The 13570-nt window shown below is 63.1% G+C and carries 13 protein-coding genes; 5 read left to right on the top strand and 8 right to left on the bottom strand.

The window, feature by feature from the left end; all coding sequences use genetic code 11:
• Nucleotides 1-784 precede the first annotated feature (784 nt).
• The gene (locus F6X37_RS06730; RefSeq protein ID WP_090806576.1) at nucleotides 785-1060 is read left to right on the top strand and encodes a hypothetical protein; all 276 of its coding nucleotides are present in this window, start codon (nucleotides 785-787) and stop codon (nucleotides 1058-1060) included.
• Nucleotides 1061-1178: 118 nt separating this feature from the next.
• On the opposite strand, the gene F6X37_RS06725 is transcribed toward F6X37_RS06730, so the two are convergent.
• On the bottom strand, nucleotides 1179-1487 hold the full coding sequence (locus tag F6X37_RS06725; protein ID WP_167368698.1) for a hypothetical protein: 309 nt from the start codon (nucleotides 1485-1487) through the stop codon (nucleotides 1179-1181).
• 787 nt (nucleotides 1488-2274) lie between these two features.
• Here F6X37_RS06725 and F6X37_RS06720 point away from each other — a divergent pair.
• Nucleotides 2275-2601: an H-NS family nucleoid-associated regulatory protein gene (locus F6X37_RS06720; protein WP_184011295.1), complete on the top strand. Its 327-nt coding sequence runs from the start codon at nucleotides 2275-2277 to the stop codon at nucleotides 2599-2601.
• Here the strand turns inward: F6X37_RS06720 and F6X37_RS06715 are convergent.
• Nucleotides 2598-3401 carry an arsenate reductase ArsC gene (locus tag F6X37_RS06715; protein ID WP_316251944.1) on the bottom strand — a complete coding sequence of 268 codons (804 nt, stop codon included), beginning with the start codon at nucleotides 3399-3401 and terminating at the stop codon, nucleotides 2598-2600. The two genes, F6X37_RS06720 and F6X37_RS06715, sit on opposite strands and share 4 nt — an antisense overlap.
• Nucleotides 3402-3492: 91 nt before the next feature.
• Nucleotides 3493-4206 (bottom strand): J domain-containing protein, encoded by a 714-nt coding sequence (locus F6X37_RS06710; protein ID WP_176078937.1) that lies wholly within the window; start codon nucleotides 4204-4206, stop codon nucleotides 3493-3495.
• A 725-nt stretch (nucleotides 4207-4931) separates the two neighbouring features.
• On the opposite strand from F6X37_RS06710, the gene F6X37_RS06705 reads away from it, so the two are divergent.
• The 3 genes from F6X37_RS06705 to F6X37_RS06695 all read left to right on the top strand — a co-directional run bounded on the left by F6X37_RS06705 (nucleotide 4932) and on the right by F6X37_RS06695 (nucleotide 7697).
• Nucleotides 4932-5147 carry a hypothetical protein gene (locus F6X37_RS06705; RefSeq protein ID WP_008917353.1) on the top strand — a complete coding sequence of 72 codons (216 nt, stop codon included), beginning with the start codon at nucleotides 4932-4934 and terminating at the stop codon, nucleotides 5145-5147.
• 203 nt (nucleotides 5148-5350) lie between these two features.
• Nucleotides 5351-6805: an indoleacetamide hydrolase gene (iaaH, locus tag F6X37_RS06700; RefSeq protein ID WP_187610755.1), complete on the top strand. Its 1455-nt coding sequence runs from the start codon at nucleotides 5351-5353 to the stop codon at nucleotides 6803-6805.
• Between the two features lie 103 nt (nucleotides 6806-6908).
• Nucleotides 6909-7697: a CDP-diacylglycerol diphosphatase gene (locus F6X37_RS06695; RefSeq protein WP_187610754.1), complete on the top strand. Its 789-nt coding sequence runs from the start codon at nucleotides 6909-6911 to the stop codon at nucleotides 7695-7697.
• A gap of 51 nt (nucleotides 7698-7748) precedes the next feature.
• Here F6X37_RS06695 and F6X37_RS06690 read toward each other — a convergent pair whose 3' ends face one another.
• The 5 genes from F6X37_RS06690 to F6X37_RS06670 all read right to left on the bottom strand — a co-directional run bounded on the left by F6X37_RS06690 (nucleotide 7749) and on the right by F6X37_RS06670 (nucleotide 13530).
• A complete protein-coding gene (locus F6X37_RS06690) occupies nucleotides 7749-9413 on the bottom strand; it encodes a glycoside hydrolase family 44 protein (protein ID WP_187610753.1) in 1665 nt (554 codons plus the stop codon).
• A complete protein-coding gene (locus F6X37_RS06685; protein WP_187610752.1) occupies nucleotides 9391-10566 on the bottom strand; it encodes an alginate O-acetyltransferase AlgX-related protein in 1176 nt (391 codons plus the stop codon). The genes F6X37_RS06690 and F6X37_RS06685 overlap by 23 nt, the downstream gene beginning before the upstream one ends.
• Before the next feature lie 4 nt (nucleotides 10567-10570).
• Nucleotides 10571-11980: an MBOAT family O-acyltransferase gene (locus F6X37_RS06680; protein ID WP_187610751.1), complete on the bottom strand. Its 1410-nt coding sequence runs from the start codon at nucleotides 11978-11980 to the stop codon at nucleotides 10571-10573.
• A gap of 153 nt (nucleotides 11981-12133) precedes the next feature.
• Nucleotides 12134-12829 carry a cell division protein FtsQ gene (locus F6X37_RS06675; protein WP_187610750.1) on the bottom strand — a complete coding sequence of 232 codons (696 nt, stop codon included), beginning with the start codon at nucleotides 12827-12829 and terminating at the stop codon, nucleotides 12134-12136.
• Between the two features lie 50 nt (nucleotides 12830-12879).
• Nucleotides 12880-13530 (bottom strand): SGNH/GDSL hydrolase family protein, encoded by a 651-nt coding sequence (locus tag F6X37_RS06670; protein WP_090806600.1) that lies wholly within the window; start codon nucleotides 13528-13530, stop codon nucleotides 12880-12882.
• Nucleotides 13531-13570: the final 40 nt, after the last annotated feature.

The raw sequence follows: 13570 nt of genomic DNA, 5'->3' as shown, positions 1-13570 counted from the left end.
CTTTCTAATGCGTCGATTTGTCCCGGAGAGCCAATCGCGAAAAGCGCGTGCTTCTCCATGCGATGCAATCGGTATGGGGAGTCGTGGCGGATGAGCTTGCGCAAGGAGCCGCGCGGCTTTGCGCATGCGTTCCCGCGAGCGTCAGCGGAGGGGTAGAGAGCTAGCCATAACATATTCCTCGCAACGAGATGGACTACTGGGCGACCCAACGTGAGCGGGTCCGGAAATTGCCGAACGTTATGACTATTTCAAACGGTTTCGGGGATGCTAGCAAACGTGCAAAGGAATGGCAAGACAAGTGGCTGCGCATCGCCATTCCCGATTAATCGGGTTTGCCGCGTCAAATCTTTTATGACGGTGGGCAATTCATTTGCCATAAAAAATATGATCGCTGCAATTCGCTGAGCTCAGATGCCCGGCGACGCCGTCCTCGCTCTGACTCTGTCCGGTTGCCTGACAACAGTCGAATCGGCGCATTCGATATGCATTGAAAAGCGGTGGGCGCGGGGCAGATTGGCAATCGCCGAACGACTCCGCACAAACCCTTAATGGATGATACTGAAGCGATTACGCATCGCTGCGCGACGAATACAAAAAATTGTCGTCAATCATTGGAATACTGCGAACACGGCTGTATTGATCGAGCGAATTTTGCCGTCAAGGCAACGAAAAAGGACGCCTGAGCCGATGGCCACAGTCATGTGGGCATCACAGGCACAGCCTTTGCTGAAGCTCGCGTCACCGTCTAACGCACACACATTGATTTATCGAAAGGACACCACACATGGTCACGACTCGCCCCTGCACCGCCGCCTGCGTCATCGACGGCCTCCTCGTCACGCTGACGTTCTATCCGGACAACGGCGTGTTGCGTATTGCCGATTCGTCCGGCGCCTGTCTAAGAGAAACGCGCTGGCATGGGTCATGGCGCGCTCTGCTCGAAGAGTTCCGCGGCTACTACGAAGCGGCGGAAAACGACGCGGCGCGCGGCGTCGACGATATCGTCGCTCGCCTCGGCGAGCGCTGCGCTGATGCCCAGCGGGAATTGGCATCCGCGTGAAATGGCATGCGCTTGCGATCAAGCGCGTAAAAGGCGGCGGCGGCAGCGCTCGGCACCTGTTCGTTGCCTCGCGATCCGGGGTCGTTCCCGGCGCCCCGCTGCCGCTCGCGAACTCTGGTCATTGACCGAAATAAGTCTTGCACTCCGTGCTGAACGAGCATGACTGGCTGCGCCGGCCTCCCGCTTGCGACTCGCCCGCCGGAACACCACCATACGACGCGTTGCGTATGCCCTGCTCACGCGGGTCCCAGTTCTGACCGAACGACATGTCGGTCGTCGCCTGCGCCGATTCGTCCGCATCGTGCTCCATCATCGCGCGACCCGACACGGCGTGCTCCGCCTGGCCGCTCAACTCCTCGGCGATGGCCGTTCTCGGCGCGAGAAACAGAACGGCGGTCGCGGCAATCATCAATATACGTACTCTCATTTCCGGACTCCTCGAATCCGGCGCAGCAGCGTTCGTCCTCCACAAGAATTGATCCGCGAACAGCCAACCTGCCCAATCGGGCCGAGGAACGGGTCGATGCCAATGCGCTACTGCTGCGACGGGTCACCGAACTAAACAGATGAAGAATTACCGCGCTTGCAACCGATACTCGACGCGTTCCCGAGCGTCGGCGGAATCGGCGCGCACAAGGCGGCTGTAAGTCTGCATTCGCAGCTTGTCGTCCTTCTTTTATAGTTCGCGCACCCCGGAATTCAATCCAGGAGCTTCCAGCAGTGTCGCCAATCGTCCACACCGTTCGATAAACCGCATTCACCGACAAATTCAACGTGAACTAAGCGTGCTTTGCTCGCGCATTGCGCTATCATGTTGCTACAACGCACAAAAAGCGAACCCGCACATCGACGAAAGTCCGGTGAAAGACGGACAGCGTGGAATGACTCCATCCATTCGCAATCATTGCATCGAGACACAGAGTTTTTCATAGCGAACGTCAGGCTTACCGGCCTCGTTCGTCGCGTTGCGACATGCTGAAATATTTGCTGATCGAGACTCTCGGTTCGAGGGTCAGTTGTTCCAGCGGCCGTCTTTGTCCGAGGCCGTATTGCAATTCGGGGAGCAACGTTTTTTAACCCGGCACATGGCATTTCCGTCAATCGACAACCCCACCGCGGGGCGGCCCCATTCAGTCGGGCTCGATGCTTCGCAGCTTTTTCCCCGCAATCTGTCTTCGACAGCACGCTGCACGTTTTAGAAGGACGAATATCCTATGGACGAAAGGAAGCGAGATAGCATGATTGCCTATCTCCGCCATCGTATGGAAGAGTTTGGTATCAGACCAGAAGACCTTGCCGCAGCGCTGGCGACCGAGTCATTGGCCAAAAAGGCTGAGCGCTATCGCAATGCGACCGGAGACAGCTGGGACGGCAATGGCGAAATGCCGCAATGGTTGAAGCAGGCTATTAGTGCCGGCCAGAGCATTGAGCATTTCGAATTGGCCGCAAAACCGGCGCCCGCGCCCCAACCGAAAAAACAGGTGGACTGGTCGAACGACCCGTTCGCCGGCACGCGGCTCGGGCGCCCGAATAACCGCTAGGTGCAGGCCGCCACGCTCGAAGGCGCGGGCACAATGGCTGCGGCTTCGAAACGAACCGCCGTGCCACGCACCGGTTTTGCGCCACCGCTTGCCACATTGACGGCATTCACCGTATTCCCCGCATTGACGGCATTCGCCGCATCGACGAGATTCGCGTGATTCGAGGCAGGCTGCGCATATTGCGGCAGCTCGATAAGCGCGCTGACCTGCCGGACGATCTGCCAGAAGGTCTTGTCGAAAAGACAGGCCTGCTCGTCAGCGGACCCGTGGCCGCCCGCGAGCGGATCGGTAATGGTCCAATAGACGAACGCCGGTGCGCCGGGAAATACCGGCGCGTGCAGTCCGCCGACGAATTCGTCGAGCGCGATCACGATATCCATGCGCGGCGCCCATTCGCCGGTGAATTCGAGCCAGCTTTTAGGGCTCAGCACCGCGCGCCCGGAAATGCCGGGCCGCAATTGCGCGACCGCGAGTGGATGAAGGCGCGCGGCCGGTTCAGGGCCCGCGCTGAACGCGTCGAACCGGTGCCCCGCCAGTTCGCGCAGTAAAGCTTCGGCAATGATGCTGCGGATCGAATTATCGCGGCAGAGAAACAACACCTTATATTTTCTGGACACGCTTACCCCGTACCGATGTTTTTTATTGGCCTCTGGGCGGAATTGTGCCGCTCCAGTCTTGCGCCCCCGTGACACTACGGCGTCTTTATTATTTGCGCCTCGGGATTCGCACCAGGTATCTCGACTCACGGGCACAGAGCACAACTTTGCGAACGATGGGCAGTGTACCAGTGTCCGGCCCACTGTTTCAGCACCCTGTCAATATTTGCCAGATCAACCGACGCTGCCGCCGGTCCGGCACGATGGGCCTGGCCCGGTCGCCGTCGGCGGCGGGTCAGAACTTCAGGCTGTTGAGGAACTGAAACCACAGGTTGCCGAGCGCGCCGGCCGGATGCATGTCGCTGACGGTTTCATCGCGCTTCGCATGGTTCTCGCGTCTGGAAGGCTGCGTGTCGTGAGGGGCGGTTTGCGAGGCCGCGCCGGTGTCTTGCGCGCGGTCCGCCAGTTCGGGCTCGGACGCCTCGGCTTGCGCCGCTTGCGCGCTCTTCGCGGTCTTTCCCGCGCGCTGGGCGTTTTGCGCGGCGTCCGCCTCGTCGCGGCGCGCGGCCTGCAACGCCGCGACGCTGTCGGCGATCTGCGCGGCGCGCTGCGGTTCGCATTGCCGCCCGAGCAGCACGCCGAACAGCACGTCGCGATTGTGGCCCTGGTCGGCGAAGCGGATCGCGATCGACACCATCTCGGCATACGCGGCTTCGTCGGCCGCGCGCGCCGCTGCCTCGCGCTTCGCCTGCGCGCGTTGCCGACGCGTGTGCTGCGCCTCCCACTCGCGCATCTGCTCGGTGTAGACCGCGTCGTAGACGTTGCGCTGCTCGGCATCGGACAGGATCGCGTACGCGTCCTTGATTTCCTGGAACGCCGCGCGCGCCACGTCCTCGGCACCGTGGTTGCGGTCCGGATGCCACTTCATCGCGGCTTTCCGGTAGGCCCGCTTGATTTCGTCGTCGGTGGCGTGCGCGGGCACGCCGAGCGTCTCATACAGGGTTGCCATGCTGGACTCGATCTCGCGAAAAATCACTGCGGGCATCGTAGCATGCTAAAAGCGGCGTCATCGTGACCCGGCGTCCACGCAAGCACGCGCATGCCGGCATTGCCGCGATGGCACGGCGGCGCATTGTCCTCCAACGGCCCACGAAAAAAAGGCCCCACCACTTGCGTAGCGAGACCGAGTCCCATGTCTAAGGAGATGTCATGGAGGAGACGAGCCCATCTTACCGTCAGACCCGCACGCGCCCAACCAACGGTTCGCCATATGCTTATCGGCCGCGCGCTCACGTGCATTGCAAAGCGCCCGCCGCGTCGAGCCATGCGACTGCGAGCCTGGCCTGCGCACCGAGCCCCGCCACCTCCATCGCCGCTGACGGTCGTCCCGCGCGCGTCCTGCACGCGGTCTGAATACTCCCCAGGCACCGTGACGCCGCCGCAATCGCGCGCGGCGCCACGCTTTGCGCCGAGCGACCGTGCGCCACATAACAGACACCGTGCCTCCACGCGAATAGAGTCACCGGACACAGCGACTTCGATCCAATCCGGGCTTCTGATTACCACTGCGGCCCCGCGCTGGTTTGCTTTCGACGAAAGATTGGTTCAACCGCTGCAGAGCGCGCCCTACGCTTGACCTGCCCGCCGCTTCACTCACCTATGGCAACGACAGGGCCGCGCCACACGCATTGGTATTCCGCACGACATTCGCGGGCACACAGACAAGTCAAGATCATGAACTCACACATCCGCTACAAGGGCTACGAGGTCGAAGCGGCAACGCAACTGCTCCCCAACGGATTATTCGCCGCCAATCTGACGATCGAGCAGCGCGACGAGAATACGCGCAAGGCTTATTCGTTCGACGCGCTCGACTACTTCTTCGACGAAGAGCATGCGCTCGCCTACGCGTCGGACTGGGGGCGTATGTGGATCGATAATCACCAATAAGGCGATCCCGGAGCGCATCGATGTCGATGACAGCGAGCACGACAAGCGTTGCGCATCGCCCGGCATCGGGTTTGAGGCGGATGTGCCAGAATAGGCGAACCCTTGCGTTCGCTGTCTGCCCGCGTGACCTGTCCGCTACTTCGACGGATGCAGTCGAAACTCGCGCCGCCCGCGACGCACCCATCGATACGGAGACGCCGGTCATGACATGGACCGTCGACGCACAGCTCGCGCTCAGCGCGACACAAGCGGTCGAGGCGCTGCAATCGGGCCGCCTCAAAGCCGCCGACTACGTCGCCACCCTGCTCGCGCGCGCCGCCGCGCTCACGCACCTGAATGCGCTCACCACGCTCGACTTCCACGGCGCGCTCGCCGCGGCGCAGCGCATCGACGCATTGCCGCCGGCTGAGCGGGCACGTCTGCCGCTCGCCGGTTTGCCGATCGTCGTCAAGGACAACATCAACACCGCAGGTCTACCGACGACGGCCGGCACGCCCGCGCTCGCGGGCTTCGTGCCGAACACCAACGCCCCATCGGTGCAACGCCTCGTCGACGCGGGCGCGATCGTGCTCGGCAAGGCCAACATGCACGAACTCGCGTTCGGCATCACGAGTACCAACCTGTCCGCGCACGCGGGGCCGGTGCGCAATCCGTACGATCCGTCGCTGATACCGGGCGGCTCGTCGGGCGGCACCGCGGTGGCGATCGCCGCGCGCATCGCGCCCGCCGGACTCGGCACCGACACTGGCGGCTCGACCCGCATCCCGGCCGCGCTGACCGGCACCGCGGGCTTGCGTCCATCAGTCGGCAATGGCGGTGCCGAGCGGCGCTATCACGACCCCAACGCGGTGGTGCCGATCAGCCATACGCGCGATACCGTCGGGCCGATGGCACGCAGCGTCGCCGACCTGGCGCTGCTCGACGGCGTGATCACCGGCGACGGCGCGTTGCCTGCGATTGCGCTCGATGGCTTGCGCATCGGCTTGCCCGCGCCGCTGTGGGATGCTCTCGAGCGACAGGTCGAGGACGTCGCGCGCGCCGCACTGCAAAAGCTCGAAGCGGCGGGCGTCACGTTCGTGCCGGTCGCGATGCATGAGTTGGAGTATCTGAACGGGATGGTCGGCGGTCCGCTCGCCATTCACGAAGCGCGCGACGACGTGCTCGCGTGGTTGGTCGCGAATCGGGCGCCGGTGCAAACCGTCGCCGCACTGGCCGTGCGCATCGCGAGCCCGGATGTGCGCGCGATCTACGACGACGTGCTCGCCGACGTGCTCGGCTCGCACTACTCGGCGGCGCTCAACTACTGGCGACCGCGGCTGCGGAACTACGTCGCCGCGACGTTCGCGAATGCCGGTCTCGACGCGCTGCTGTTTCCGACGACGCGGCTCGTCGCGGTACCGATCGACGATCTGAACGGTTCGTCGACGGTCACGATCGACGGCGGCCCACCGATCGATACGATGGAAGCGTTCCTGCGTAATACCGACCCGGCCAGCACATCCGGCATTCCGGGGCTGTCGCTGCCGGCGGGTATCAGCGCGAGCGGGCTGCCGGTCGGCCTCGAACTCGATGGACCGCTCGGCTCGGACAGGCGCCTGCTGGCCATCGGTGTCGCGTTCGAACAGGTACTGGGAACGTTGCCCGCGCCGGTGCTTTGAAGCCCGTGTTTCACGTGCGCGCCATCAGGTTTGTGCTTTAATGCCTGCGCGTTGCAGCCCGCATTCCGACGCTTCGCCCGCCCGAACCTCCCCCTAAGCGACGATGACGAACCCCGCCACCGCCCTCTCATCTCGCGGCCTCGTACGCCGCGTCGTTCACTTGAGCGCCGTGCTCGCGGTCGCTTTCGCCGCCGGCGCCTGCGCGCGCCTCGCGACGGTCGATTCCAACGCGCTGTGGAAGATCGTCGACATCCGCTGCGTGCCGTCGCAGCAGGCAACGGGCACACCGGGTCAATGCACGGTCGTCGATCTCGACAAACGCTACGTCGTCCTGAAGGACATTCTCGGCCGCTCGCAGTTTCTGCTGATGCCGACCGATCGCATCACCGGCATCGAAAGTCCGCTGATCCTCGCGCCCGATGCGAAGGACTACTGGCGTGACGCGTGGGATTCGCGTCATTACGTGCAGCAAGCGGTCAAACGCGAGTTGCCCGACGATCAGCTCGGCCTCGAAATCAACTCCGAATCTCGTCGCTCGCAAAACCTGCTGCATATCCACATCGACTGCATGCGGCGTGAAGTCAGCGCCGCGCTCGCCGATCACGCTCACGACACGCCCGGCGAGTGGCGTTGGCAGACGCTCGATGGCGAGCGCTACAGGATCATGCGGGTGAACTCGCTGAGCGGCGCCGACAACCCGTTCCGGATCGTCGCCCGCGACAATCCTGATCCGGCGACGATGGCCACGCAAACCATCCTGGTTACCGGCGCGGGACCGTCCGCGGCTCGGGATGGCTGGCTGATCGTCAACAGCGGTATCGACATCGAAGGCGGCAGCGGCACGGCCGAAGGGCTGCTCGATCACGCGTGCCGCGTCGCTGACGATCATTGAGCGTTTGCCGAACACGCAGAATTGGCCCGCACCAGCATGCGAGTAACGGAGTCATTGCCGGCCCGCGCCGTGCAAAACCAGCAAGGTTACGGTTTTCGGCGGCAGAGTAAGGTGCAATTGGCCGCTCGCATAGTCGGTGTCGTGCAGACGGGATATGGCATTGTCCATGAGTTGCCAGGTCTGGGCTTTGCCTTGAATCACATCAAAGTTGTTGATCGCAATGGTGGCGTCAGCCGGTTGATCAAGCTGCTTGTTGATCACCACGATGGTCATGACGCGGTCGTGATCACGCACGGCGGCAAAGGACGAGACCCGATCCGGGTCGGGCTGCGTGTCGGCGATGCTGGTGGTGCCGAAGCCCGAGCCCTGGCCATCGTAGTTGCGATAGAGCTTGATCGCCTTGTAGACCGGCATGTCCCGATTCAATGTGCCCCAGCGCGTGGCAATGTCCAACCCTTCCCGGCCAAAGATGCCCAGCACGTCGGCCTGGGCCGTGGCGCCGTTCATGGTCGTATCGCCGCCCCAACTGTATTCCGTCAGCGCGATCGGCGTACCCGCGTAGTAATAGCTGTCGACCCACCGCCGCATCAACGGAATCAGGGCCACCACGCTATTGATCCAGGTCGGATCCTTGTAGCTCGTATCCCACAGGTCGCGCGTGGAGCGGTTACGGGCGAGTTCAATGGCAGGCGTTTCAGCCGTGGCCGCATTCTGGTTTTCCTTGAATTCTCCGCCCTGTGGGTAAAAGTGCAGGCTGAAAACGTCGACAGGGCGGCCGGCCTGCTTCCATTGCGTGAGCAGCCATGGGACGTAATCCATGCCTCGCGTTTCGTTTTCCCTGTCCGGCGGATTGCCCTGACCGTGCGCGGCGAAGTACTGCTGATCGAAGCCGCTAAAGCGATACCCGGTCCAACCCCACTCTTCCGGTGCCACGACCCGCGCGCCCGGGTCTGCCGCCTTCACGGCGTGCGAATAGGCGATCACCTTGTTCGCTACCTCGCTGGCATGGGCGCCGATGGGATGCATGTCGCGATGGTTGAGTTGCCACAGACTCGGCTCATTGTCCATCAGGTAGTAATGCACACCGTCAGAGCCGGCACTACCGGATCCACGCGTGAGTTGCCTGACGCGCTCCTGCTGGCTCTGCGGATCGTCCAGCAACGAAGCATCGTCCGGGTCGTTCCTGATAGGGGTGCCGTCGGGTGCGATGCCGTTGCCCGCGTCAGACAAACCGTGAGCGTCGACACTCTGCTGCTTGCCGTACCTGTTGACCGAAAAACTGACGAGCGGCTTACCGTCCTTATCGAGTCGCGCTACCCTGCCGATCATCGGGATGGTCAGCATCGGTAAAGCGTGTCCGTCACGGGTAAGCGCCGCGAAACGGTCGTTATATTGGTAGATGTCTTTTGGATCGGTCGGCAGGCTTTCGAAAAACCAGTCCTGGCCCGTGTTGTGTGCGTCGACCCGCCAGTTGTAAGCCGAAGCGGCGTTGCCGCCCGAGCGGTTGATCGGCACGCGCAGATCCCGCAGGATTTCCGCCGTCCCGAAGTTCAAGCCATAGATGAGCGGGCTGATTGGATGCCGGTTGGCCGCGGCATCCACCGTAATGATCACCGGCAGCGGCGCAGCCATGGGCAGATCGGCGTATAGCAGCGCGCCCGCCCCTAGCATCATCGCCATCAAGCTATGGCAGTTAAAGTGTGCTGGCTTCGACATGCGGAGTCCGTGAGTCTATGGCGCTGGATTTCGGCACGACGACCGTATCTTCCGCTTCGAGCGGCGACTGCAGATCCCGTTCGTCCAATTCCCAAACGACGAGCCTGGGCGGTGTCTGAGCATAAGCCGGACTCGCGAAATAGGCGCGCGCCGAGCCGCCGAACTTGCCGCCCTCGCGTGCGAAATTACCCACGCCTGTTCCGAGTGCCAAAGCGAGCTGAGGCACGAAATCGGACGTCGTCGAATAAGAAGTGCCGATCACGGCGATGCCAGGCAGATCGGCATCGCCGAACAGATCGTCGGCTGACGCGGCCGCCTGAGCCTGAGGAATGTAGTCACGGCTGGCCGCAATCTCAGGCCTCGGCTGCCAGGACGGCGGCAAATCATCCAGGCCGGCCAGACGCACAAGATCGCCGGGCCGCCGGCCGGGAGGCTTGTCTGTGACGCGATAGTCGGGCTTACTCGAACCCAGCGGGACCCCCATCGCACGGATGCGCTGCGCCACGGCCTGCGCCGCGGCACCCGCGCCGTCCTCGGTCCAGTGCGTGTCAGTCCGAAAAAAAGCGCCGCCCGGCGCGCCACGCAGCGCCGCACTGAGATCCAGCACCTGCACGCCGTCAGCGGTCAGACGCGAGGTCCAGTCAGCGAGACGCGCACCCAACGAAACCGGACGATACAGACTGCACAGATGTTGCGGCTCGATACGCGACTTGTCGGGCACCACGACGACCAGCAACGCGATACCGTGCCTCGCCAGCTCGCGCTGCACGGCGGCCACCGTGTCCGCGCGCGTGGCGAGATGACTGTCGCTATCGGCATATACGCTGAGTTCGTCGCGCAGGAACAACCAGCCCGGGCAGCCCTGCCGCACGCGCGGCCCCAGATCGTGCAGCGTCAACCAGCCCAGCGCACGCTGCGCGCGCGCCGCGTCGGCGGCGATCGGCGTATCGGCCATGCGATTGGCGAGTTCTTTCGATACCGCACCGTCCAGAATGCCGGCCCGGGTCACGGCATGAGGCAACACCGATTCGGTCGTCGACGCGAACCTGAGATTGGAAAGCAGGCCCGCGAACAGGAAGACCATCAGGATGACGGCAGCGATCTTGCTGGCGCGCGAGGCGGGTAATTGAGGTAGCGGCTTGGGATCTTCCATGGCGTCAGAACTGGAAGTAGAGGAAAGGCACCGCGCCGCGCGCGACGATCAGACCGAACGACAACAGAAAACCCGCTAGCGGCCACCCCGCCTGCCATAGCTGCCGTAGCGCCGTGTCGGGAAGGCTATCCCAACGCTGTTGCCAGAGCGGCAGCAGCACGCACACGATGCCCAACCCGGCAGCCAGAGCGTGCACGGGCCGCAGCAGCACGAGCGTCGCGTCGCTCAGGCCGATGCCATTCAAACCGAACTGGCCGCGATACATGGCGAGCGCGGCAGGAAAACCCGCCGCGCGAAACAGTGTCCACGCGAGCATGACGAAAACCAGCGTCAGCACGTGCGATAACCAGGACGGCATGGTCGGCATATCGAACCGGCGCCAGAGGCGCGCGACCATCAGGGCGATGCCATGAGCGAGGCCCCACAGCAGGAAGTTCCAGCTATCGCCGCCGTGCCACAGGCCGGCGATCGCCATGGTCAGCAACAGATTGCGGCAGGCTTGCCACTCACCGTGGCGGTTGCCGCCTAGCGGGATGTACAGGTAATCGCGTATCCAGCTCGACAACGACAGGTGCCAACGGCGCCAGAAATCCTGAATGCTGCTGGCAAGGTACGGATGGTTGAAGTTCTCGGGAAAGCGAAAGCCCAGCATCTGCCCCAACCCGATGGCCATGGCGCTGTAGCCCGCGAAATCGAAGAACAACTGCAGCGTGTAGAAACCGCAGCCCAGCCAGGCGTCGGCCAGCGTGGGCGCGTGCGACGAGAAGATCGCGTCGACCATCGGCGAGAGTGTGTCGGCCACCAGCACCTTCATGCTCATGCCGACCATGAGCCGCCTTGCGCCGGCTGCAAAACCGTCCCAGTCGACCTCGCGCGACACCAGCTCGCGCCTCACCCACGCATAGCGAATGATCGGCCCCGCGATCAGATGCACGAACATCCCCTGATAAGCGCCGTAACGGATCACGCTGCGATCGGCCGCCACCGTGCCGCGCTGCACGTCGATCAGATAGGAGATGGATTGCAGCACGATGAACGAAAGCCCGATGGGCAGCACGACGTGTCGCCAGGGGATGGACCCTGCATGGCCTGCCCCCAGCACACTGTCGAGACTATCGACCACGATGTTGGCGTACTTGTACCAGCCCAATATCAGGACGTTGACGACGATGAACACGGCCAGCCAGCCACCGCGTGCACGCTGGTTCGGCGCCCTGTCTATGACCATGCCGCCGAACCAGCCCCAGAAGGTCAGCGCGATGAACAGCAGCAGAAAGACCGGGCTCCACCAGCCATAGAAAAGCCAGCTGCAAAACAGCAGCACGCCATTGCGCCAACGCGCGGGCAACGCGACGTAGATCGCCAGAAAGGCCGGCAGAAACAGCGTCAGGAATTCGAGGGACGCGAAAACCATGCATCGTTCTCAATCGAAAAAGATATCTGGACCGACGCGCCATCGCGAAACACACCGAACCCCGCTCTGCCCGTCGTAACCAGATGACAAACGGGGACCAGCGGGAAATCGGCGATGAGCGGCGTCGCTTTCAAGGAGGAGGCGCAAATGCGATCAGTGGCTCACCGCGTCGTTCGCCATGAAGATGCGCGAATGCGCCCCGCCCGGCACGAGCAACACCGTATAACGCTGCCCCGCCGCGAGCGTACCCAGGCTGAGCGGCTGCCCCACAGGCTGGCCGCCGCAGACCAGCTGCACCGAGAGGGCGACCGGGTTGACCTGGCGCCGCCTGGCTTGTCCCACAGCCACGCCGTCGAGCAGCACGATGTCGCGACCCGGCACTTTCAGCGTGGGTGTCGCGCAGCCAGCGTCGAGGTTGTAGAAAGCCACCGAAGCTTTGAGCGCATTGAAGTCGTCGGGTTTTTCGCGGACCGTCACCGTATGCAGGCCACCCGCTTTATCCGCGCCATCGAGCGCAACGATGCTGACGAACTCGCCAGGCTGCACCGTCGCCGATACGTCCTGGTGCGCGCTACCGGCTCTCAGTGTGCCGGCCACCGGTTTGCCGGCGGCGATCGGAAGGAAGTGAGTGGCCGGGTTCGCGGCGTCGAGCGTCAGACGCGCTTTCGACCCCGCCGCGCTCACGTCGACCGGCCCCGAACCGCCATCGACAAAACGCACGAACGACGAGTCCTCCGCGGGACCGGTCGGGTATAGCGGAATTTCTGCGGCCATGGCCGGCTGCACGGACAAACCGAGACCGGACAGAGCGAAGCCGGACAACAACAGGGAGGAGAGGAAATTTTTCATTCTTTTCTCGAACGGGAAACCTGGGCAGGCGCAACTCGAAGCCCGACGCGTCATTTCTGCGGAACGACAGGCAGCTTGACCAGTGCCTTCATGATGTCCGTGCCCCAGTACTTGTAGCCGGTCGTCGTCAAATGCTGACCATCGACCGTCGCCCATTCGCCCGGCCTGGAAAACGTGAGCGAGTCGATGTACTGACACGGCGCGACATTGGCGGCGAGGAAAGACGACAGCTGCTTCACACGGGCGAAGCTCTTCTGATACTTGCCGCCCTCGGTGCCCCAGACCGGCCCTACCCAGACGCAAGCCGTCTTGTTGGCGGCCAGGTCTTGCGTCAGCGCCGTGACCTGCTGCCAGGCCCAGGCCTTCGGGAAATCGTCCTTGCCGTATCCGCCGATCGTGTCGCCCTGGACGATGATGACGAGCTTGGCCTTGTTCGCGGCGATCAATTGATCGACGGGTTGGGTCTTCGCGTTGTGGTCGATGACCAGGGGCGCCTTGCCGTTACGCTCGGCGCCACCGCATGTGCCGGGCACGGACTTCACCCAATCGCCGGGAATACTGCCGCAGACGCTGTAGGTATGCACCTGCGCGCCAGCGGCGATCAACTGATCCTGCAACGTATCGATGAGATAACCGGGTTCGCTCAGATGGCTATCGCCGACTATGAGAATGCTGAGACCAGCAAGTACGGAAGCAAGCATGACTCTTCGACTCCTGAAAAATAATCAATGTCCGATCGAT

Source organism: Paraburkholderia sp. 31.1 (assembly GCF_014397645.1).
GTDB lineage: Bacteria > Pseudomonadota > Gammaproteobacteria > Burkholderiales > Burkholderiaceae > Paraburkholderia > Paraburkholderia tuberum.
The sequence above is the reverse complement of the archived record's forward strand: the minus strand, read 5'-3'. Positions and strand labels throughout refer to the sequence as shown.